We start from the raw sequence: 22,453 nt of genomic DNA, 5'->3' as shown, positions 1-22,453 counted from the left end.
CTTCCGCGTCCCGTCCTTGCCGGGTGGCTGTCATGGTGAAGATCCTGATCGGCAACGACTTCGACGAAGTGCTGCGCACTCGCCCGGCATCGGGCTGGTGGAACCAGCGTGTGGTGTGGTTCGCGGAGGACGGCGACATCGTCATCCTGCCGACGCAGCCAGAGGAGTCCTTCCTGCGCTACGTGACCACGATGACGGGCACCCGGCGAGCTTCGCTGCGCGTCCTGGTCCCGCCCGCGGACGATGGCTGCTCCGAAGCCTTGTCAGGGCGGTGTCTGACGGACGAGCGCCTACTCGGTGAGATCCGTACGGCGCTGGCAGGCCGGACCATCACCAGCGTTCTCCCGCTGTGGCCCGGCGCCTCGATCGCCCGGTTGGCGCGCGCCCTGGGGGCGCCCGAAGCCCTGGCCGGTCACGGCTTCGCCGAGCAGGGCGGGGGCACCTTGCTCAACAGCAAGACGGCGTTCCGGGCGGTCGCCGCGGGCGCGGGCATCGGCCTGCCGCCCGGGCGGGTGTGTGCCGACCAGGAGGACGCCGCCGAGGCGATCTGGGAGCTGGTGGGGGCGGGCCGGATCGCCATGCTGAAGAAGGACTACATGTCGGGCGGCGCGGGCAACGAAATCGTGAGCCCGGTACCCGGTCTGTCTCCGGTGGGCGCGAAGAACGTCGTCGTGGCCCACGACGAGAACTCCGTACGACGGTATCTGGAAGGCCGCTGGGACTGGCTCAGTGACCAGGGCAGACACCACTTCGTGGTGGAGCAGTACTTCCCTGACAGTGTCGCCTGCTTCGCCGAGTTCCTGATCACCGATGACGACATCGCGTTCGGGGCCCACGGTGAGCTGCTCTCGGAACCGGTGACGACGAAGCAGATCATCCCCTCGACGAGATTCTCGCATCAGGTGCTCGACGATCTGACCCGCCAGGGGCGGCGTCTGTGCGAACCGCTGCAGGCGATGGGGTACCGCGGGAGACTCAGCGCGGACGCGATCGTCACTCCCCGCGGCGAGCTGCTCTTCACCGAGTACAACGGGCGCGTGACCGGTTCGACGCACGTGTACAGCGTCTTCGGAGAGAAGGTCGTCGGCCGGGACTTCATGACGGACCGGGTGCTGTTCGAGGGTTTCTGGCCCAAGGGCTGGTCGGTTCCCTCGTTCGACACGGCGGTGCGGCGCCTCACCGACGCCAACCTCGCCTACGCCCCGGACACCCGCACCGGTGTGATCATCAGCAGCGCCTTCGACCGGCGCGACGATACGCTGCTGCACTGTGTCGTCGCGGAGAGCTTGCCGGCGGCGTACGAGGTCGAGGAGAGGCTCGCGCGGCTCTTCGCCGGCCAGCCGAATGAGCCCGATGGCCGGGCGGGCTCATGACCAGCGCACAGGGAGTTGGTGCACACCGTAGAAGCCTCTGTCCTGGCCCAGGAGCACCTGCTGCGGAGAGACGGCCAGCCGCAGGCCGGGGAAGCGGCGCAACAGTGCTGGAAAGGCGATCCGCATCTCGGTCCGGGCGAGATTCTGCCCGATGCACTGGTGGATGCCGTGCCCGAACGCGAGATGGCCCCCTGGGGAGCGGCCGATGTCGAGGCGGTCCGGGTCCGTGAACCGCTCGGGGTCCCGGTTGGCCGCGGGCAGCGAGATCGTCACGGACTCGCCTGCCCGCACGATCTCACCGGCCAGCGGCACGTCTTCCAACGGGGCGCGCGGAACCCCGAATTGAAAGATCGTCAGGTACCGGAGCAGTTCCTCGACCGCTGCGTCTGCCAAGCCCGGGTCCGCCATGAACCGAGCGAGCTGGTCCGGATGGCTCAGCAGGGCGAACACCCCGAGCCCCAGCGAGCCGGCCGTCGTCTCGTGGCCCGCCGACAGCAGCAGCGCGGCGACCCCCGCCACCTCGGCGATGGACAGCTCACCGTCGGCTGTGAGTACGCTGAGCAGGTCGTCTTCGGGCTGCCGTCGCTTGTGCACCGCCAGTTCGGTCAGGAAGGCGTCGAGGTCGGCCATGGCGCGCACGGCCTGTTCCGCGGTCGCCTTCAGACTGAACAATGTGGCGCTGTCGCGCTGGAAGCCTGCTCGCTCGGCGTAGGGAACGCCAAGCAGTTCGCAGATGACCAGGGACGGGACGGGCAGCGCGAAGGACGCCACCAGGTCGGCAGGGTCCCCGGCCCGCGCCATGGCCGCCAGCTGGTCGGCCACGATCCGCTCGATCCGCGGCCGCAGCGTCTTCATCCGTTGCACGGTGAACGCCTTCGCCAACCGGCGTCGGATGGAGGTGTGTTGCGGTGGGTCCATGTCGACGAGCCAGCCGGGCAACGCGGGCGCACCGTAGAACGGGTCCAGGCTTGTGCGTACCGAGGGGACCCGCTTGATCTCGGAGCGCGCGCTGAAGCGCGGGTCAGACAGCACCTTCCTGGCCAGGTCATAGCTGGTGATCAGCCAGCCGAGGTGCCCGTCGGGATAGCGCAGGCGACACAGCGGGGAGCGGGCGCGCAGCCCGGCCAACTCTGGTGGTGGGTCGAATGGGTTGGTCCGGGCCGTGGGCAGCGAGATGACACCATGAGCACTCATCCTCGTATCTCTCCGCGCAGGAAGGCACCGAGTCGTTCCACGCCCGTGATGATCTGCCGCGCATCCAGGTAACTGCAGGAGAGCCGTAGGACGTCGGCGCCGCCCGGGCCGAGGTGGAACGGGGCCATCGGAGTCCACAGCACTCCGTAGCGGGCCGCGGAGCGCGCGAGCAGGTCCTCGTCGGCGGGTATCGGCAGTCGCATACGCACGAAGAAGCCGCCCGCCGGCCGGTTCCACGTCACGCCCGGCGGCAGTCCCTCGTCCCGCAGCCGGTCCAGGCGCTTCAGCAGGAGGGCGAGGTTGCGTCGGTAGAGCGTGGAGCGCGCGCGGCAGCGCGCGGCGAGCGACCCGCCGTTTTCGAGGAGCATCCCGCCGACCACCGCCTGCGACAGCGGGGATGTGTTGACGGTGACCATGGTCTTGAGCCGGGCGAGCTCGTCGGCCAGCAGTGTGGTGCCGCCGTCGGCGGTACGTACGGTCTGGTCGGCCACCACGTAGCCGACCCGGGCGCCGGGGAAGCACACCTTGGCGAAGGTGCCGAGGTGCACGACCCGACGACCGCGGTCCAGGGCCTTGAGCGAGGGCAGCTCGTCGCCCGGTGCCGCGGTGAAGCCGTAGACATTGTCCTCCAGGATGAGGAGGTCCTCCGCCGCGGCCAGCTCCAGCAACTGCGTACGGCGCTCCATGCTCATGCGGTTGCCGCCCGGGTTGGAGAAGTCCGGGGCCACGGAGCACACCCGCACCCGCCGGCCCGCGTGTCGGGCCGCTCGGCAGGCCGCACGCAGAGCTTCCAGGTGCAGGCCGTCCGCTGTCTCGGGAATCGGCACCATCTCCACGCCGAGCAGCCGGGCCGCGCCCGTGATGCCCACGTAGCAGGGGTCGGCCACCGCGAGCAGATCGTCGTCGGACCGCATCAGGGCGCGCAAGGCAAGGAGCATCGCCTCCTGTGCTCCCACGGTGACCACCACCGCCTGCCGTGGGGCGTCCACCCCGTGGTCGCGTCGGAGGAGTTCGGCGATCAGGCCGTCTATCAGCCCGCGGCTCGGCCCGTACTCGTACAGCATCCGGCGCGCCATGGCCGGGGGGTGTCCCAGCTCGGTGACCAAGTGGTCGAGGAACCGGCCCAAGTAGCGTTCGACGTCGAGGTCCGCGTAGGAGTCCGGGTGCGGGGCGCCGGGCGCGAAGGAGATCGCGTCCGGGTAGCGGCGCATCACCTCGTTGAGGAACTCGACGGAACTCAGCACCGGGTCGGAGAGCGAGGCGTGCAGGCGCGACCGGTCCAGCGCGGTCACCATGTGCTGCGCGGGCCCCTTCACGGTCGGGCCCAACGCTGCTCGATCCGGGCCAGAACGTCCGCACTGTAGATGCGCTCCGCCTGCACCACCGCGAAATCGGCCAGGTAGCGGCGGAGCAGGTCCCACGGCTCGTCGGCCAGGGCCAGCATGGCGCGGTTGGCCGCCGCCGCGGGTCCGGCCAGCTCGGTCACCGCTCGCTCCACGGCGTCCGTCAGCCGGTCAGCGGGAACCACCTCGTCGCACAGCAGTTCCGTGCCCGCCTCCCCCGCCCGCAGCCGGCGCCCGCAGAGCAGCACCTGCCGCGCCATGCGGGCGCCGGTGAACCGAGGGAGGCGGAGGTTGCTCAGGCCGGGCACGATGCCCTCCTCCGCCGCGGGCAGGCTGAAGTACGCCCCTTCCTCGGCCAGCACCCGGTCCACGACGAGCAGGAGTTGCATGCCGCCGCCGATCGCGAAGGCGTCCACGGCAGCCACCCAGGGCTTGTGCACGGCGGCCGGTTGCCGCCAGCCCGGGTCCGAGGTCAGCAGGCCGTGCGCCAGTTTGTTGACGTATCCGAGTTCCCGGCCGAGAAGGAAGTCCAGATAGGAGATCGAGCCGTTGCGCAGGTCTTTGAGGTTGATTCCGGCGCTGAACACGCGGCGCCCCGCGTAGCGCGGGTGGTCGACCTGTCCACCACGCAGCACCCCTACCCGTACGCGGTCGTCCAGCAGCGTCAGGTCCACCGCGGTTTCCAGGTCGGCGATCAGCTGGTTGTCCTCGGCGTTGAGGCAGTGATGGTTGTGAAAGGTGACATGTGCGGCGGGTCCGCGGCGCTCCACCACCACGGTCTCCAGCTCCAGGAGGTCCTGGCGACGGAAGGTGTCGAGCAGGGCGAGTGAGCCCGGTGCCGGGTGGAGCATGGTCGCGATCAGGTGGGCTCCGGCTGTTGGCGAACGCAGCAAGGCCCCGAAGAAGATACCCAGGTCGATCTCATACCCTTCCTTGTCCGCCTGGATGTGTCCGCGCTCGTCGGCGAGCTGGGCCGCGGTCGGCACCAGTCCCGGGAAGTGTGTCTGTGCTTGCCGTACCAGGTCCGGCAGCCGCAGTTGGAGCGTGCCGCCGTCGGTCAGCACGTCGTACACCTGTGGTGCGTGCCGGGCCAGGAAGGAGTGCCGGGCGGTGCGGCGCGCCTCATGGAGGGCCGCGGCCCGGTCCGTCTGCTCGGTGTCGCGGGCCGGACGGGACGGCAGCTGGCTCAGGAACCGGTCCAATTGGTCGGCGTAGTGCTGTAAACCCTTGTGATCCGTGGGGAGTTGACCCGTGAACGCGGGGGGCGGCGGCAGCGGAATGGCCGGGGACACCGGTGCGTCGGACGTCACGCCTCCCCCATGTCGTGGCGGCGGACCGCGGCCAGCCGACGTAATTCCCGGTCACAGGCCGCGAGATGGGCACCCAACGCGTCGTGGAACTCGGCGGCGGGCGCCTCAAGGAGCAGTTGCCGCCGCACGGCCAGCTCGCGGTCGGAGATCCGGCCCATCAGGACGACGGCGGTGTGGGCGGCCGCCGCCAGGTTGTCGCTGAGCTGGTCGATGAGACCGAGCTCATGCGCCCGGTCGGCGTCCAGGTCGTCGCCCCACAGCACGATCTGCCGAGCTCGCGCGGCGCCGAACTGCTGGGCCAGCCGGTACACCGCCATGCCGGGCCAGAAGTGTCCGTCGTTCACGGGCAGCATCAACAGCAGGCCCGGGTCGCCGATCCGGAAGTCACTGGCGAGGAGCAGGTCCAGCGCCGGGCCCCCGCAGACACCGGCGGCGGTGCTGACGATCATCGCCGGCAGCCGTTCGAGACGGCGTACCGCACGCTCCCAGCGGTTGACGTCCTGCACATCGGCCGATGCGGGCGGCCAGGCCCGGCTGTCGGCCGGTATCGGTAGCAGCCGCAGCAGCAGCACGCTCTGGTCCGCCCGCTGCTCCACCTGATCGCACGCCGCGTTGAGCTGGACGGTCAACTCTGCTAGCGGACGTCTGCCGTCCACATCCACCCGCAGCCCGAGCTCGTCCGACACATGCTCCTGCTCACCGCTCGGCCGCATCTCCGCCCCTCCCCTACTGCTGCCGCCCGTCACCACCGTGCGAGGGCCATTTCGATGGTCGATCCCGGGCCCATCGTCATCAGGACTCCGATGTCTCCCCGCGTCACCGTCTCCTCGTCGACCAGCCGTTGGTAGGAGAACAGGAAGGAACCGCTGGACAGATTGCCGTGGTCGCGCAGCACCCCGGTGGTGTGCCGGACGTCATGCCGGCTCAGGCCGAGGTTGACGCGCACCGAGTCCACCACCTTCTTCCCGCCGGCGTGCACGACCCAGTGACTCACCCCGGAGCGGGCCACCCCGGTCCCCGCCAGGAGCCGTTCCAGAGCCTCTTCCGCGTGGGCGCCGACCACGTAAGGCACCCGGGCATCGAGGACGAAGCTGAACTTGTGCTGCTGCTCGTCCCAGACATAGCGCATGGCCTCCACCGCCTCGGGGATGGTCCGGCTGCCGAAACGCATCAGTTCAGGTCCGGGGGACGACGGGTCCGGACCGCCGGTGGTCACCGCGACGGCCGCGGCCCCGTCGCCGAAGAGGCTGTTGACCACGGCGGTACGCCGGGTGCCGTCGAAAACGTAGGCCGCCGAGCACACCTCGATGCACACCATCAGGGCCAACTCGCCCGGGTGGTACCGGGACCAACCAGCCACCGAGGCCAGCGCGTTGAGCCCGGCATGGCACCCCATCCCCACGACGTCCAGACGAGAGCACGTGGTGCTCAGTCCCATGTCCTTGAGCAGGAGTGCGGAGAACCCCGGGGTGAGGAAGCCGGTCGAGGTGACGCAGCACAGGTGGCGCACGTCCCTCACGTCCTGCCCGCTGTCTCTCAGGCAGGCGAGCACCGCCTCCCGGCCGAGACGCACGCCCTCCCTCGTGTGCTTGGCCAGCAGCTCACCTTGGGTTTCGGCTGCGGCGGAGCGGTCGGGGAGCAGCGGCGGCAGGGTCAGGCCGCGCCGCTCAATGGTGCTGTTCAGGAAAATGGAACGGATCGACGGATCGGTGACGCCGAACATCTCCAGGAGTTCCGGCTGATCGTAGGAGACCGGCGGCACCGCGGTTCCGACGCCGGTGATCCGAGTGTGGGCAGGCATGCGGTCTCCTATGAAGAGTGCTCCCTTCAGGACAGGTAGTCCTCGGCTCCACCTTGGCGCACCGTGTCCAACGTGAAGCAGTGGAATCCGCCGCCGAACAGCCGACGGTGCCGGTGGCGCACGGGGACCACGGTGAACCCGTGTTTCTCCAGCGTCCGCATCAGCTCCGGGCAGGCTTCATTGACGAGTACGGTCTCCGGCGACACCGACAGCACGTTCAAGTCGATGAAGGGGCTGGCAAGGACCAGGTCGTCATTGTCGTACGACGGGAAGTGGTTGCGTTCCGGAGCCGGCGGAATGATCAGATCCCACGAACGCAGTGGTTCGGGCAGCTTGTCGCGTACGGAGGGCGACCGGACGAGCAATGTGCCCGGCCGCAGCGCCAGGACCATGCTGTCGATGTGGCTGTCGCTGAGCCGGTGCACCCGGTGGATGCGGAAGCGGCCCGACAAGTGGCGCTCCAGCCAGTCGCAGCCCATCGCGTGATGGGCGGTGGAAATGTTGACGACCAGATCGTGGCCGAGCCGGAGCACCTGGGCGCCGTCGAACATCATCTCGGTGCCGACGTCGTAGCAGGAGGTCTGCGGATCGCCGATGGGCTCGGTCGGTCCGCCCACGGTGCTGACGCGCGCGTAGGACAGATCGAATGACGCGTCGGTCATCAGCGGCCGCGGCATCACCGTCCAGCGGGCTCCTTGCGCGAAGTACCGCTGGAATACGGGCTTGAGGAACTGAGTCTCGAAGTAGCGGGAGCGGATCATGGGCGGGGTCTCGATGATCTCGTCTCCGAGAATGAGCGTGTTGTCCCGTACGTTGAGCGGGGGCACCACCGACGCGCTCCAGCCGGGAGTGCGCACCTCCACGGTCCCGGCGTCCACGTCCATGGGACGGTGCACGGTGACGCCAAGGGCGGTGAGCGCGTCGACGATGCCGGCCAGGTCCTCGTTCAGTTCCGCCACGTAGCGTTGCTTGATCGGCGCTGTGCCGCTGGGTGCCGGCTCCCCGGGGCCGCCGGCGGTCAGGCGAGGGTAGTACCACTCGGAGCGTGCGGAGTTGTCGCCGGCGATGTTGTCGTGGAAGAAGAGGTCGAAGGACAACTCGCGGTGATGTGACGTGTAGTTCATCGCGGAGCCGACCACCACCTCCTTGAGCGGCGACCATTCGTCGAAGCTGTTGAGCATCATCGGGAGCTCCATCGGTCGTCGTCATGAGACATCGGGCAGCCTGGCTGAAGGGACGGCCGATGCCGTCGAGTACTGGGAGTTCACCGCTCGTGCACCGCTCGTACCCTGGCTCGTCCGTCAGGGGCCGTCGTGCCGGAAAGAACTTCTGATTCTGCCCGGTGTATTTCAGTGTTGGACACGTGCCAAACGAAGGGAAGACCCGGGCCAGCGGCCTGTACGGCATTTTCGGCCATATCCGGAACCCCCTCCGACTACTCTGCGCTCTCCTGATCTCCTCCCTGGAGCATCAGAGGAGTCGGATGAATTACGCCTGTCCCACCCGGCCGCATTTCGAGTCGACAATTGGCCGGTCCCGGGCACCCGCAAGCTGTCTGAAATTCGTTCGCCGGGGCTTGTGCCTTATGTGCGATGCCCCAGAAGATGAACCGGCCGATTCGCGCATCGACGCGAATCGGATCTACGGTCGCCAGCTTGTTCTCTGTTAGGCCCTACCCAAAGATCGAAGGCTCGAAGCTCGTCGCGGACGTCGGGCTCCCGGGCGGACCGGTCGGCACACAGTCTGCCCATCGATCACAAGGCGAGAGGACACGGGGTGGTACCGCACGTGGAACTGCCGGGACATCCGGCCGGGTGGACCTCGAAGGAACGGGAGGCAGTCGCCGACGCGATCGGCGGCATCTGCCGGCGCGAGGGCTACTTCTTCGTTCACCATCACGGTGTGCCCGCGGGGCTTGTCACAGAGGTCTACGCGGAGATGCGGCGGTTCTACCAGCTGCCCGTGGAAGAGAAGAGCAAATACGACGCCACCGAGGAGTCCCAGTTTCTGGGCTATCGCGGGCTCGGCAGAGAGCGAAGCCGCACCCATAGTGGCGCCGAGGCCTGCGAGCAGTACCGGATCGGCAACGTCACCGATGACCTCGCCATGCCGGACTCCGTGGACTTCTATCACCAGCACTTCCCGAAGTCTTTGGAACTCTTCGGTCACCTGACGCAGTTGGGCAACGGAATTCTCGCCGCCTGCGCCCTGGACTTGGGGCTGGATGAGGACTTTTTCACGGGAAATCTGGGCGCGCCGCTGCACCGCCTCGGTCTCAACTTCTACGGCGCGAGCCATCTGACCCGCGTCGGCTCGACGGTGAACTACGCGATGTCACCGCATGTCGACCTGTCCCTGCTGACCATCATCGACCAGGACGAACCAGGCCTGGACGTGCGCGATCCGGACGGGACGTGGCTGCAAGTACCCGTTGTTGAGGGCGCGTTGTTCGTCTTCCTCGCCGACTACGTGCAGCGCTGGTCGAATGGGCTGCACCGGGCGGCTCCACACCGTGTGAGCGCTGTATGCCGTGACCGGATGTCGATCCAGTACAAGCACCGGCCCGACTACGGCGTGGTCATCGCCCCGTTGGACACCCTCATCGGTCCGGGTGACCTGCCCAAGTACGGTCCACTCGACACCGGTTCCGACTACGTGGCAGTGCTGAGGTCGATTCTCAGCAGGTGATGCACACGGCCGTCCGGTGCGAGGTCGCCCCGATGGACCATCGCGCCCGCGGATCAGTCCCAGGGCACCTCTACGACTGGAGGTTGAGGCCACAGTGAACGGACCTGAAGCGGGTCCCCGGCAGGTTCCCGAGGCACGCCCGTGCTGACGAATCCGAGCGCCGGGACGGTGACGCGCAATCCTGTCCTCGACCATTACCACCGACTCTCCGACATCGTGGAGTCCTGCGGCCAGGAACGCACGGGTCGTCCGGACCCGGACGGCTTCCAGCCCGGTTTCGAATTCCCGGAGCTGGACGACCGGACCCGCGAGTACTTTTCCGCCGCGACCGTTTCCTGGCGTCCGCTGAGGGATCTCCAGGGGCGGCGGGTACGGCTGCTCGACCTGACCGGCAACCCGGCCACGCAGACCACCAAGACCCCGGCGTCCCTGCTCATCGTGGCCCGAGCCGTCGAACACGTGCGCCGCACCGGGGTGCCGGTGGTGCTGGTCACCCCGACCTCTGCCAACAAGGGCACGGCACTGCGCGACGCCGTGCTCCGTGCCCTGGACCTCGGCCTCGCGGAGCCGCACCAGCTGCGGGTGGTGACGATCTGTCCGGCCGACTGCCGAGGCAAGCTGCGGCGCAGCCGACTGGCCACCGACCCCGAGCTCCGCTCCCTCAACCCTGTCCTCATCTACACGGGTCGCCAGGCCGAGGATGTCAAGCCGCTGACCCGCACGTTCGTACACGAGTACGCGGCGGACTGGGCCCGGCGCACCGGCGGCCGGCTGTGGTTCTCGCTGGATCTGTCCAACTACATCGTGGCCGACGCCACGCGGGCCCTGTTCGAGCACGATGTCGACCCGATCGTGCCCGGTGAACCACGTCTGCACGCCCATGCCGTCTCCAGCGCCTTCGGGCTGCTCGGCTACCACACGGGCCGGGACCTGCTGGAGACCGCGGGCGAGGCCTCGTCCGCACAGCGCCCGGAGTCCTTTCTCGTCCAGCACCTGCATACCCCGGACATGGTGCTCAGTCAGCGCTTCGGCAGCTTCGACCGCCGCAACGCGCCCCCGTACGCCTGGGATCCCCGCATGCGGCTGTACCGCCAGGACACCGAACCGTGCTTCCCGTACGCGACGGACAGCCCGAACGAGATTCTGGACCCGACCTTCTACACCCACCGGCCGCCCACCGCGGACCGCATGAACGACATCATCGCCAAGTTCGGCGGTGGCGGAATCGTGGTGTCACGGCACGAGTGCCTGCGGCATTACCAGGCCATCCGCGATGAACTGGCCGACGCCGGCTTCCCTTTGCCCGAGAAGCCGGACCAACTGGCCGAGTGGTCATTGGTGATGGCCATGACCGGTGTACGGGAGGGGGTGCGGCGCGGACTCATCGGTCCGGAAAGGACTGTGGTGATCCACGCCTCGGGCAGTTACGCGCGTGGCGACTACCAGCCGTTGGAGGACGACGAGGTGCATGTGGTGCAGGACCTCGCCGACGTGGCCGCCGTCCTCGTCGGAGCCAGCTGACCACACGGCAGTACCTCCAGCCGCTCACCGCGTTGCACGAAAGGTTGGCGCCAGTGGAGTTGGGAACCCACCCGTGGCCCGGTGTCCGTCCCTTCCCGACAACGCACCGTAGTTCCGCGGACGACATCTGCCGGTCACTCCGCCACGAGCTGCGCGACTGCGGAACGTGGCTGCACACCCAGCCGGTCCCGTTGGAGCCGTTCGCGGTGTCCCGGTCCGCCTACGACGAACTGTTCACCGCCGCCCGAGAGTTGCTGAACCTGCTGCGCCGGGCTGTGCTGGAGGCAGCGCCCACCCGGCAGGGCAGACTCGCGGCCGTGGGCGTCAGGCCCACCGCTCAGACCTTCCCGTTCTTCGTCGACGACGATGCCTTCGAATTGCGCCACTGCGATGCCATGGCGCGCCCCGACGTGGTGATCGGGCCGGACGGCCCGCGCTTCGTGGAGTTCAATGTCAGCGGAGCGTTCGGCGGTCCCACCGAGACACACGGGTTCGGGCAGGCATGGACACGCCTGTACGGCGGCCCGGAACGGACGCTGCCCTTCACAGTGGACGACCCGTTCGCGGCCCGCGCCGACCTGTTCGAGGACGTGTGCGCGGAACTCGGGCTGCCGAGGGCGGTGGCGCTGGTGGGGAACCGGGTGGACCGCCGGGGCGAGACGACCCGCTATTTCGACGGCGAAGCCGCCTATCTGCGCGAGCGGGGTTTCGACGCCGAGGTTCTTGAGCCGCGCGACCTGCCGCAGAAAGTCAGCCGTACAGGCAACGTGCGGTTCCCACTGGCACTGCGCTACTTCTCCCCCGGCGACTGGGTCTCACGCGGTGAACCGCTCGCCCCCGTACACGCCATGATTGCCGCGGGCTGCATCCTCTACCCGCCGGAAAGCAGCTACCTGCTGGCCAACAAGCGCCTGCTGGCCTGGCTGTCGGAGGGAGCGCCATGGATGTCCGACGGCGACCGGCGGCTCGTCCACCGGTACCTGCCCTGGACCCGTGTCATCCAGGAGGGCAAGGTCCGGTGGAGAGGCGATCCGGTGGACCTGCGGCAGCTCCTGACCGCACACCGGGAGTCGTTCGTGCTCAAGCCGGCCGTCGGCATGGTGGGCCACGGAGTGGTGCTCGGCCGCTCGTGCCCACGACCCCAGTGGGAGGCGGCCGTCACCCGGGCGTTGGGCGCCCATGACGCGATCGTGCAGGAGTACGTGGAACCGGTCCGCTACCAACTGGAGATGATCAGGGACCCCGGCACGCAGCCCTACCGCGTCGCCGTTGCCCCCGTCCTGAGCCCTCTGCTCTTCGGCGGCCGGGCGGGCGGGGTGTACGCGCGCTACTACCCGGACGGACGCAGCGGGGTGATCGGCGTGGCCCAGGGCGGGGCGATGGAGAACGTGGTGCTCGCCGCCGCCACCTGAGCCCTGAGCGCACAGCTCGAATCCCTAGGTACAAGGAGGTGGCTGAGCCCCATGTCGGACGGTACGTGGAGAATCGATCGACTCACCGGGAGCATTGGCGCACAGGTGTCGGGGCTCGACGTCCGCCGGGCGGGGTCGGCCGACCCGCCCCGGCTCCGCGAGCTGCTCAAGGAACACGGCGTGCTCTTCCTGCGCGGCCAGCCGGCCGATCCGGCGGCCCTGGCCGACTTCGCGGGCCTGCTCGGCGACGCGCTGCCCGCCCACCCGCTCAAACAGGGGCTGCCCGGCCACCCCGAGGTGCTGGCGAACCAGACCGGGGACGTGCGCCCGCAGGACATACGCTGCCGCGACGCACACAACAGGCACGGCACCAACTGGCACGTGGACGGCACTTTCGTCCGCGATGTGCCCACCTACTCGCTTCTCCAGGCAGCACGCGTGCCGCACGTCGGCGGCGACACCCTCTTCGCCGACTTGGCGGGGGCCTACGCCGCGCTGTCACCGCCGTTGCGTACCCTCGCGGACGGCTTGAGCTGCCGTCACGACGTACGCCGCCTCTACGCGGACTTGCTCGCGCCGGACGCCGACCCGCTTCAGCGCGACCGGATGCTGGCCATGCCGGTGGTGAGCCACCCGCTCGTCGCCGTCGACCACAGCGCCGACGGCCGCCGGTCCCTGATCCTCAACCCCAACTGCGTAACGACGATCGAGGGCCTGTCCGACCTGGAGGGCCACACCCTGCTGGAACTGTTCATGCACCACGCCCTCGTGCCCGAACGCACGGTGCGTTGGAGGTGGGCCGTGGGTGACATCGCCGTGTGGGACAACGTCCGCCTGCTGCACAACTACGTGCTGGATCACGGCACTTCCGACCGCCTCATTCACCGCGCCCTGGCCGGTTCGAGGCCGCTGACCGGCGTGAGTTCGAAAAGCCACGAGATAGCCCCGGCCCCGGGCATGCCGTCCAACCGATGAGGATCCTGCCACGATGAACTCTCCGCCCGAGCAGGGCAAGGGCCCACCGGACTCGGTCCTTGAGCGCTTCCACCTCCTGGTGAACGCACCGGCCCTGTTCAACGCCCTGGCCACCGCACTGGAACTGGACCTGTTCACCACCCTGTCGGGCCGGCCGTCGTCATTCGACGATCTGCGAACCGCCACCGGACTGCCGCCGCACTCTCTGCGTGTGCTGCTGCACGCCGTCTGCACCACCGGACTGCTCGAACGGCATGAGGGCAGGTACGAGAACTCCCGTGTCGCCGAGGACATGCTCACCGGCGACAGCCCCGACAGCTGGCGTCACATTCTGATCGGCTGGCGAGAGGTGTACTACCCCGCCTTCACCCACCTGACCGACGCGCTCAGGGCCGGTACGAACACCGCCCTGGCCGCGTACCCGGGCAGCGAGCCGACGCTCTACCAAAGGCTTTCGCACAGACCCGAATTGGAGACCGTCTTCCACCGCGCCATGACCGCCTTCACCCTGCGCAGCGTAGACGCGCTGGTGGACAGCGGCCAGTTCGGCTCAGTGCGCCGGCTGCTCGATGTCGGCGGCGGCGATGGCACCACCAGCGGTCGACTCATCGCGCGCCACCCGGAGTTGACCTCGGTCATCTTCGACATTCCGAGTGTGTCACGCATCGCCGAGCGGACCATCGCACGGGACTTGGCGGGCCGGATCACCGTCCACCCGGGCGACCTGTTCGCCGACCCCTTCCCGGCAGGCGCCGACACGGTGCTGTTCAGCCACGTACTGGAGATTTTCTCTCCCGAGCAGATCACCACGTTGCTGGTGAAGGCCCACGACGTCCTGCCGGCCGGTGGACGGGTCCTGGTATACGGGTACAACGCCTCGGACGACGAGACCGAGGGCTGGTACTCGGCCCGTCTCTCGCTCTACCTCAATACCCTGGCCAGCGGTCAGGGCATGGCCTACCCGTCGTGCGACTACGAAGAGTGGCTGCGGCGGGCGGGTTACCACCACGTCCGGACCCTGCGGGGCTTTCCCTACGAACACGGCCTGCACATCGGGGTGAAGTGAACCGCCCCGCATCGTCGACGTGGTGGTCGGGTTCCGTTGGATGGTCCTCCGGGGGCACGCCCGTGCTGGGCGTGCCCCTTTCTTGCTCGGTCAGCCCTCCACGCCGTAGTACTGCGCGAGGAAGCCGATCACGTCGTCCGCGTGCGGGAGCAGCTCCGGCAGGTGGGCCGCCAGCGTGTCACGCACCGCCGCCGAGAGCTCGGGCAGGCCGGTGGCCGCGCCCCTGACGTACGGATCAAGGCGCCGGACGAGCTCGTAGTTGCTCTCCACGTCCAGCTGCCGCATGGTCCGCTCCAGCGGAGCGGCGTCCGGCGCCGCCGCCGGCGGCAGGAGCCGGCTGACGAAGGTGACGCGGTGCATCACGCGCCAGCACGGCGGCTTGCGGTCCGACTGACGGGCCTGGCGCAGCGCGGCCGCGTTCGGGTCGTGGCCGCCCTCCAGCCAGGCCGGGTCGACGACCTTGTGGAAGAAGGTGTCGAAGTGCTCGGTGTCCTCGCCGAGGTAGAAGCTGAGGAACCGGTACGCGTCCACCTTTCCCGGCGCGTTGACGGGCTTGCCGTCGGCGTCGAACACCGGCTTGCGGTGGGCGTCGTACTGCTGGACGTTGCCCGACGGCGAGCACGTGACGTTCAGCCCGAACGAGCGCGTCGCCTCCTTGCCCCGCGCCCGGGTGACGGACATGCCGCCGCCAATGGACGCGTCGAGCTGCGCGCTGATGCCGATGCCCATGACGTCGAAGGACGTGCCGATGGAGGTGCCCACCGAACCGGACAGCGAGTAGGAACCCGACGTCGTCTCGGTCACGGCATCCGTCGTCTCCGTCGTCTCGGCGAAGAAGCCGCCGTCCGCCGTCCACACATAGGTGTTGACCAGGTCACGGCGGGAGAAGCCGTCCCCGGCCGCGCTGCCGGCCACCTCGCGGGCCCGGCCCGGCGCGGTGTCGCCGCCGATCGCGCCACCCAGGACGCGCCCCGCCCGCTCGGCGGTGGGGTCGGGTGTGTGGGTCTCGGTGGAGACGGATTCGTAGTAGCCGCGCAGCCGCTGCTGTTCGCGCTGGATGCGCCGTTTGATGGCGTAGGCCTCGCGCGGCTTGTAGTAGCTGTACTCGCCGCGGTCACGGGCCGTGGTGCAGTCGGGGTCGAGGACCTTGCCGCGTTCGTCGAAGCCGACCGTGCCGTCGAGCGTGCCCTGCTTGGTGTAGCGGGGGTTGAGCGGGAAGGGGATGACGTTCCAGTCCTTGGGGATGTCGGGGTTGGGCTGGATGCGGTAGGCGACCAGCGCGCCGCTGTGCGCGAGCCGCAGCGCGAAGACATCGGCGGTCTGCGACTGGACGACCGCGAAGCCGGTGTTGACGGGGATGTAGCGGCGGCCGAGGGCGGGGTTGAGGGGCTTGAGCGGGTCCTCCCAGCTGCCCGAGAGGTCGACCTTCATGGCGCGGGCGGTGTTCTCGCCCTGTGAGACGGCCGTCTCCTCGGCCCAGCTGTTGGAGAACTCCAGGCTGCCCCGGACGCCCGCCGACACCTTCGCCTTCACCATCGACTTGGCGACGCCGAAGCCCAGCGGCGCGGTGATCATCCACATGTCGACGTCGACCTCGTTCGACAGGGCGAACCCGAATGCCGCGTCGACGCTGCGCTCCTTGGCCGACGACAGCGAGTGCACGACCTCCTCGGCCTGGGTGAGCTCCACCGACGCGATCCCGTCGTAGGTGGAGCGATCGGGGTCGATGGTGTTGGGCGTGAGGTTCTCCGAGGGCACCGGCGGCGCGCCCTCCACGTACCCGATCAGCTGCGGGTCGAACTGCACCTGGCTGACCCACTCGCTCACCAGGTCGCCGACCTTGTAGCCGGTGACCAGATGCCAGCGGCCGTCCCGCAGATAGCCGTACGCCCGCTTCAGGACGCCGAACGCCTCGCCCTTGACGGTGTACTGCATGTCCGCGTACTCGGCGACGGCCGGCGAGCCCGTGACCGTCTCGTGGAAGGGGGTGCGCATCGCGGCGAGCGCGGAGCGGACCTGGGCGGTGTCGGTGGAGACGGGGGCGGTGGAGAGCACGGCCGCGGGGCGGGAGTCACCGTCGTACAGCGGGAGGTGGTTGCCGCGCAGCCCTTCGTCCCGTACCAGATCGGCCGCCTCGTCGGTGGAGTCCCGGTCGAACGGCCAGTAGGCGATCAGGTCCTCCTTCTCGCCCTTGAGCCGGCTGAAGAGGTTGTCGAGGACCTGCTCCTGGGTGCGGGCGGTCCGCCAGATCCGCACTTCCTCGAGGATGCCGTGGAAGGGCTGGCCGGACCGGCCGTCCTTGAGCCGGGCGCCGAGGGAGAGCTGGGCGTCACCATAGTCGGCGAAGTCCGCCGACTCCAGCAGGTCGCAGGCCACCGAGACGCCGTTGCGGTAGAGCCGGAAGGAGCTGCCGCGCGGGTCTGGGTTGCGGGTCCAGCGGGCGCCGCGCAGCCGCAGGGCGTGCGAGCCGGTGGCATCGGCGGCGGTGTTGCCCGCGTTCTCCTCGAACCGCCAGTGCGCGGTCAGACCCCGGTCGCGCGCGGAGACGGGCATGCCGAGCTGGGCGGCGTCGCGCGCCGCACCCCACAGCCGGACCTCGGCGACGACGCCGGTCAGGGCGTACGTCTCCAGGCCCTCCCGGACGCGGCCGATGTCGAGCGTGCCGGTGTTGCCCTTGGGCCCGGGGCCCTCGTAGCGAGCGGTACCGGCCTCACGGCCGTCGATGTGGAAGCGGATGTCCTGCCACTCCTGCACGTCGACGGACTCGACGAGTTCGACGGTCTGCTTGACGGGTTTGCCGTCCGCGCCGACGGCGGTGATCTCCTTGCTGCCTTTGCGCTCCTGCATCGACCGGCCGCCCTTGCGGACGACCCCGATCCGGTGGAACGCCCCGGCGCGCAGGGCCTCGGTGGAAGTGAAGCGCACGATCCTGCCGCCCGGCTCTTCGAAGCCGAACTCCAGCTTGCCGTCGGGCAGTACGAGCAGCCGGTACGGGACGCTGCCGCCGGATCCGTCGGCGGCGCGGCCCTTGGAGAGCAGGCCCTGGGTGGTGCCGAGGGCGTCGATGCGGCAGAAGACCTCAAGGGTGAGGTCGTCGGGGATGTCGAGGGCGTCGTTGTCCAGGGCCTCCAGGTGGGCGCCGTCGGTGAGTTCGACGGCCCAGGACTGTTCGTAGGCGGCGGCGAGGTGGGACCACTCGTGCAGCGGGAAGGTGTCGCGGGTGGCCACCAGCCGGTCGCCGACCCCTGCGACGACGCGGTACGCCGCTTCCGTGGTCAGGTCGAGCGCGGCGGGCGCGGCCGTGGGAGTGACGCCGCCCTTGAGGTACGCGGGCCGGCCGCTGCCGGAGCGGTCCGGGATGCACGGCTTCCCCTCGATCCGCGCGTCCGGGTCGGCATAGGGCCAGTAGCCCATGAGCCCGGACTCCTCGCCGGACAGCCGCCGGTTCTTCAGCTCCCGGATCTCGGCCGCGCTACGGGCGGTGCCCCACAGCCGGACCTCGTCCATCTCCGCGTCCAGGGACCTGCCGAAGGTGAACTGGCCGGTGCCCTGGTAGCCCGACGCGACACGCCTGGCCTCCTCGACGCCGTCACGGTAGATCACCTGCTCCCGGGTGGCCGCGTTGTAGACGCAGGCCCAGTGGTGCCAATCGGCGTCCCGGTAGCCGTAGTTGGTGTTGAGGTCGTCGTGCCAGAACCCGAACGTGAAGGCGCCGGAGTCGCGGAAGCCGATGTGCAGGTAGGCGCTTCGGCCGGAGGACGATCCGTGACCGATGAAGAACTGGTGGCGGTCCTGGTCCCCCTTCGGGCGCCTGCCCCAGAACTCCACCGTGAAGTCCTTGTCGGCGAGGCTGAAGCTGTCCTCGGTCACGGCCCCGCCACTCGTACTGTCGAAGGCCAGGGCGGGAACCACCTCGCCGGACGGGGCGAGCAGGCCCAGCGTGTACGGTGCGTCGCCGGTGCCGCCGTGGACGATCCTGGCCGCGCCCGCCACCTGCTCCGGGTTGATCCACGCCTCCAGGGTCAGATCGCGGGTCACCGCGGCCCGGTCCAGCTGCTTCTCCGGCAGGGTGATGAGGTTCTGTTGGCCGTCGAAGGAGTACGCCCGGCCCGGCTTGTCCGCGCGCCAGCGGCAGCCGTGCCCGGTCACCAGGCCGGATACTTCGCCGAGCGGCACCTCCCGTGCGGTGCCCGGGTCGGCGAGCACCAGCCGGGACCCCGCGGCGAGCGGGACGCCGGGACGGCTGGAGGATGCGGAGCGGTGGTCGTAGCGCAGCCGCTGGACCGCCTCGCCGGGCTGCGGCTCGGGACCGCCCTCCCCGTTGTCCAGCCGGAGCGAGGTGACCCCCGGCGCGTGATCGGCCTCCGTGAGGTAGAGGTGGCCGCCGACGGTGACGGGCGTACGGGCGGGCAGGGCGACGGAGAGGGCTTCGGCGAGCCGCAGGACACCACCGACGACGTCGCCCGCCTTGCCTCCGGACAGGAGTCGTGTGGTGGCGTCGAACGACTTCACCGCGCCCACCGTGACGGGCTCGTCCGGCGCCCCGTTGACGATCGCGGCGAAGTCGGCGGCCCGCCGCGGCAGCCGCTTCCAGGTCTCGCTCTCCTGGCCCCGCTCGACGGTCACGTCGCACAGGCCGGGCCCGTCGCCTTCCGTGACCCGGACCCGTACCGCGCCCAGGTCGGTGCCGGAGTCGCGGGCGGTGAAGGTGACCGCCTGGCCGTCGCCCGCCGTCATGTGCCGGGAGGAGCGCGCGACCGAGGTGTCGTAGTAGGCAGCGAAGAACTGCCCGTTGGAGCCGCGGAAGTACAGCACGACGTTGCCGGTGGCGCTGTCCAGCAGGTGCGGCCGGTCGGCCGAGCGGGCGAAGGCCAGCAGGGCGCCGGAGCAGCTCAGGCCGGTGCGGTCGAGGAAGAGCTGTGGTACAGGCAGCGCGATGTCGTCGGCACCCTTGAGGCCACCGGTGAGTCGGGCCAACTCGTCGCGTTTGGCGGTCAGTTCGGCCTGGCGGGCCGCGATCTCCCGCTGCCGCTCGGCGAGCAGCTCCCGCTGGGGCAGGAGCTCGGCGAGCTGCGCGTCGAGGGCCTCGACGCGCTTGACGGCGTCGGCGATGTCGGGGTGCCCGCCGTAGAGGGCGACCCGCTCCAGGACGATCAGCCCGGCGGCATGGTCAGCCAGCCCGGCGGCTTCGTGCTGGACGACGCGGTCGCCGAGCCGGTCGGGGGCGCATACCGTCTTCTCGCTGTTCCGGTTGATCAGGAGGACGGAGCCGTCGGGCTGCTCGTAGATGCCGAAGAGGGTGTTCCAGGCGCCGGACTGCCGTGGATAGACGATGAGCGGGACGTCGTTGTCCCGGCTGTCGCCCAGGACGTTGAGGTCCTTGCCCGTGTGGATGTTGCGCAGGTGGTAGAGCATGGACCCGTTCCACGAGGAACCGGGCGGCATCTGGATGGACCACAGCGCCGACTTCGCGTCCTTGTCGGAGGTGCGGATCACCGGCGGGTAGTCGCCCTGCCCCTGCCCGTCGCCTTTGACCGCGAGGTACTGGTCCTTTCCGTCCCGGGACACCCGGAAGCGCAGCCGGAGCGACCAGCCCGTGAAGTCCTGCGAGCGGGTGTAGAAGAGCCCGCGGAGGCGCTCCAGCTCCGGTACGTCGGCGGTCTGCCGGGCGAGGTCGGCGGCCTCGGCCTCCTTGGCCGTGATGTCCCGGACCAACTCCCTGATCCGGCCGTCCAGTTCGCTGATCGTCTCGACGTCCGCGCTGCCCTCCGGCGCGGCGAGCACCGGCAGCGTCAGCTCGTCCGGGATCTGGGCGAGCCGCCCGTCGCGCCCCACGCCGAAGTCGACCGTCGCCAGGTATGACTCCCCGGTGGCCGCGCCGGACTTCGGGTCGGGGCCACCGGTCGCGTACGAGAGCAGCACCCGGGCCTGTCGCTTGGCGGGCTTCGGCTCCTGGTCGTAGCCCGAGCTGGTGTCCTCCTGCTGGTGGTAGAGGACGGCGGAGAGCCCGGAGGCGGTCGTGCGGCCGGTCACCGCGAAGCTGTCCCGGCGCACGCCGGGGTGGTCGCCGATGGGTGCCTCGGAGGTCACCCAGGCCGGGCCGCCTACCAGTTCGCCGTGGCGTGCGCTGTCGGTCTGGTCGTGCAGGCGGGTGCCGGAGCCCTCGTCGAAACGGTAGTAGGCGATGAGACCGGGGTCGTTGCCGATGAGGCGGATGCCCTTGTCCCGCTTGAGCTCGTCGGCGGTGCGGGCACGGTTCCAGATCCGTACCTCGTCCAGTTCGGCCCGGGCGCCCTGGCCGAGGGCGCGGCCAAGCAGCAGGGGGCCGGTGCCGGTGTAGTCACCGCCGGTGACGCGGGTGCCGACGGACTCGCCGTCCCGGTAGACGGTCTGCCGGCGGGCCGCGTGGTCGTAGACACAGGCCCAGTGGTGCCAGCCGGTGTCCGTGGTCGGGACGTCGGAGTTGAGGTCGTCAGCGTAGAACGCGAAGGTGAAACGGTCGTCCTCGCGGAAGCCGATGTGCAGGGACTTGAGGGCGCTGCCGTTCTGGTCGCCGTGGCCGACGAGGAACTCCTGGCGGCCCGTTCCGGTGCGTCGCGCCCAGAACTCGACGGTGAAGTCGGTGCCCGCGAGGGCCGGCCCCTCGGCGACGCGCACGTGCGCGTCGCCCTCGCCGAACGCGAGCGCCGTCTCCGCGTACCCGCTGGTGCTGACCACCGGTACGAGCGGCTGCCCGGTGAACGGGCAGGTGCCCGGCCCGCTCTCGTACACCGCGTCGCGGTACGCCGGGTCAGGGCTCGTCCACGCCTGTGTGCCCTGGAGGTTGAACAGCCCGTCGCGGCCCTGCTCCACGTTGAAGGAATCGATGCGGCCGGTGGTGTCGTTGTGCGCGAAGATCTGCCAGCGCTGCTGCCCGTGCACCGCCGTGGGCACGAGCAGGGCGGTGAACCGCCCGCCCGACAGGTGCCGCACGAACGACAGCTCCTGCGTCGGCTCGTGGAAGGCGCGCCCCTCCATGTCCGTCGTGCCAAGGCTGTCCTTGGCCGAGTCGGGGCGGGTCCGGTGCCGGCTGCGGCGGTAGCGGGCCTCAAGTACGGGCTTCAGCTCCCCGCCGACCAGCAGGTACCGGTCGCACAGCAGCGTGTCCGCGACCAGTGGCACCTTCGCACCCGCACGGTCCTTGACGTAGTCGGTACGCTCCGGGTCGCCGGACGAGCCGCCGCCCGCTAACTTATGGACGCCGTCCGGGTGGTCCACGCCCAGCGACTGCCGCAGCACCACGATGTGGGTACCGTCGGACAGCGCGTGAAAGGGCGCCGCGGCCGTGAGCCGGGCCGTGGTGGACAGGAAGGGGTCCACCTCCTCGTCGTCCAGCCGCTCACCGGGCGCGGCCTCGACCCTGCCGCCCCGCTTGACGACCGGCAGCGCGGTGGCGCCGACGGCCCCGTACCCCACGTCGGACATCTCGCCCGGGAAGCGCAACGGCAGCGGGTTCTCCGACCAATAGGCGGCGTCCAGCTCGCCCTTGGCCTCGTCGTGCCGCGCGAGGTCGAGCACGGTGTAGACCAGCCGCCGCTGATCGTCCATGGCGAGCGCCACGGTCGTGCCCTGATGGCGCACGGTGGTGGTGTGGAGGTAGGAACGGTCGCTGTAAACCTTCAGCAGATGCTGCTCGCCGGAGCTGGGCAAGACGTCTCCTCAAGAGAACGAGGGGGGCGGGTACGGCGGCCGGGCCGCGCTGACCTGCACCGCTCTCCTGGTGGAGCGCGG

The 22,453-nt window shown here is 69.7% G+C and carries 13 protein-coding genes; 6 read left to right on the top strand and 7 right to left on the bottom strand.

The window, feature by feature from the left end; all coding sequences use genetic code 11:
* Positions 1 to 32 precede the first annotated feature (32 nt).
* Positions 33 to 1,373 carry a peptide ligase PGM1-related protein gene (locus ACIBK6_RS11585; RefSeq protein WP_399050923.1) on the top strand — a complete coding sequence of 447 codons (1,341 nt, stop codon included), beginning with the start codon at positions 33 to 35 and terminating at the stop codon, positions 1,371 to 1,373.
* Here the strand turns inward: ACIBK6_RS11585 and ACIBK6_RS11580 are convergent.
* The 6 genes from ACIBK6_RS11580 to ACIBK6_RS11555 are packed head-to-tail and all read right to left on the bottom strand — an operon-like array spanning position 1,368 to position 8,205.
* The gene (locus ACIBK6_RS11580; protein WP_399050921.1) at positions 1,368 to 2,567 is read right to left on the bottom strand and encodes a cytochrome P450; all 1,200 of its coding nucleotides are present in this window, start codon (positions 2,565 to 2,567) and stop codon (positions 1,368 to 1,370) included. The two genes, ACIBK6_RS11585 and ACIBK6_RS11580, sit on opposite strands and share 6 nt — an antisense overlap.
* Positions 2,564 to 3,859 carry a PLP-dependent aminotransferase family protein gene (locus ACIBK6_RS11575; RefSeq protein ID WP_399051010.1) on the bottom strand — a complete coding sequence of 432 codons (1,296 nt, stop codon included), beginning with the start codon at positions 3,857 to 3,859 and terminating at the stop codon, positions 2,564 to 2,566. Before ACIBK6_RS11575 ends, ACIBK6_RS11580 begins: the two co-directional genes overlap by 4 nt.
* A gap of 20 nt (positions 3,860 to 3,879) precedes the next feature.
* Positions 3,880 to 5,220 carry a (3,5-dihydroxyphenyl)acetyl-CoA 1,2-dioxygenase DpgC gene (dpgC, locus tag ACIBK6_RS11570; RefSeq protein WP_399050920.1) on the bottom strand — a complete coding sequence of 447 codons (1,341 nt, stop codon included), beginning with the start codon at positions 5,218 to 5,220 and terminating at the stop codon, positions 3,880 to 3,882.
* Entirely contained in the window at positions 5,217 to 5,933 is a 717-nt protein-coding gene (dpgB, locus tag ACIBK6_RS11565; RefSeq protein ID WP_399050919.1) for an enoyl-CoA-hydratase DpgB, read from the bottom strand. The genes dpgC and dpgB overlap by 4 nt, the downstream gene beginning before the upstream one ends.
* A gap of 29 nt (positions 5,934 to 5,962) precedes the next feature.
* Positions 5,963 to 7,021 (bottom strand): 3,5-dihydroxyphenylacetyl-CoA synthase DpgA, encoded by a 1,059-nt coding sequence (gene dpgA / locus ACIBK6_RS11560; protein WP_399050917.1) that lies wholly within the window; start codon positions 7,019 to 7,021, stop codon positions 5,963 to 5,965.
* Between the two features lie 26 nt (positions 7,022 to 7,047).
* Positions 7,048 to 8,205 carry a glycine amidinotransferase gene (locus ACIBK6_RS11555; protein ID WP_399050916.1) on the bottom strand — a complete coding sequence of 386 codons (1,158 nt, stop codon included), beginning with the start codon at positions 8,203 to 8,205 and terminating at the stop codon, positions 7,048 to 7,050.
* A 604-nt stretch (positions 8,206 to 8,809) separates the two neighbouring features.
* On the opposite strand from ACIBK6_RS11555, the gene ACIBK6_RS11550 reads away from it, so the two are divergent.
* From ACIBK6_RS11550 to ACIBK6_RS11530, 5 genes are all read left to right on the top strand, one after another.
* On the top strand, positions 8,810 to 9,709 hold the full coding sequence (locus ACIBK6_RS11550; protein ID WP_399050914.1) for a 2-oxoglutarate and iron-dependent oxygenase domain-containing protein: 900 nt from the start codon (positions 8,810 to 8,812) through the stop codon (positions 9,707 to 9,709).
* Between the two features lie 168 nt (positions 9,710 to 9,877).
* The gene (locus tag ACIBK6_RS11545) at positions 9,878 to 11,230 is read left to right on the top strand and encodes a DUF6002 family protein (protein WP_399050912.1); all 1,353 of its coding nucleotides are present in this window, start codon (positions 9,878 to 9,880) and stop codon (positions 11,228 to 11,230) included.
* Between the two features lie 53 nt (positions 11,231 to 11,283).
* Positions 11,284 to 12,642 carry a hypothetical protein gene (locus tag ACIBK6_RS11540; protein ID WP_399050911.1) on the top strand — a complete coding sequence of 453 codons (1,359 nt, stop codon included), beginning with the start codon at positions 11,284 to 11,286 and terminating at the stop codon, positions 12,640 to 12,642.
* Positions 12,643 to 12,693: 51 nt separating this feature from the next.
* The gene (locus ACIBK6_RS11535) at positions 12,694 to 13,617 is read left to right on the top strand and encodes a TauD/TfdA dioxygenase family protein (protein WP_399050909.1); all 924 of its coding nucleotides are present in this window, start codon (positions 12,694 to 12,696) and stop codon (positions 13,615 to 13,617) included.
* A 13-nt stretch (positions 13,618 to 13,630) separates the two neighbouring features.
* Positions 13,631 to 14,683 (top strand): methyltransferase, encoded by a 1,053-nt coding sequence (locus ACIBK6_RS11530; RefSeq protein WP_399050907.1) that lies wholly within the window; start codon positions 13,631 to 13,633, stop codon positions 14,681 to 14,683.
* A gap of 90 nt (positions 14,684 to 14,773) precedes the next feature.
* Here the strand turns inward: ACIBK6_RS11530 and ACIBK6_RS11525 are convergent, their stop codons facing one another.
* Positions 14,774 to 22,372, bottom strand: coding sequence for a LamG-like jellyroll fold domain-containing protein (locus ACIBK6_RS11525; protein WP_399050905.1), 7,599 nt, complete (start codon positions 22,370 to 22,372; stop codon positions 14,774 to 14,776).
* Positions 22,373 to 22,453 lie beyond the last annotated feature (81 nt).

Source organism: Streptomyces sp. NPDC050485 (assembly GCF_044458185.1).
In the GTDB taxonomy this organism is placed as follows: Bacteria; Actinomycetota; Actinomycetes; order Streptomycetales; family Streptomycetaceae; genus Streptomyces.
This window is presented reverse-complemented; position numbering and strand designations above follow the sequence as displayed.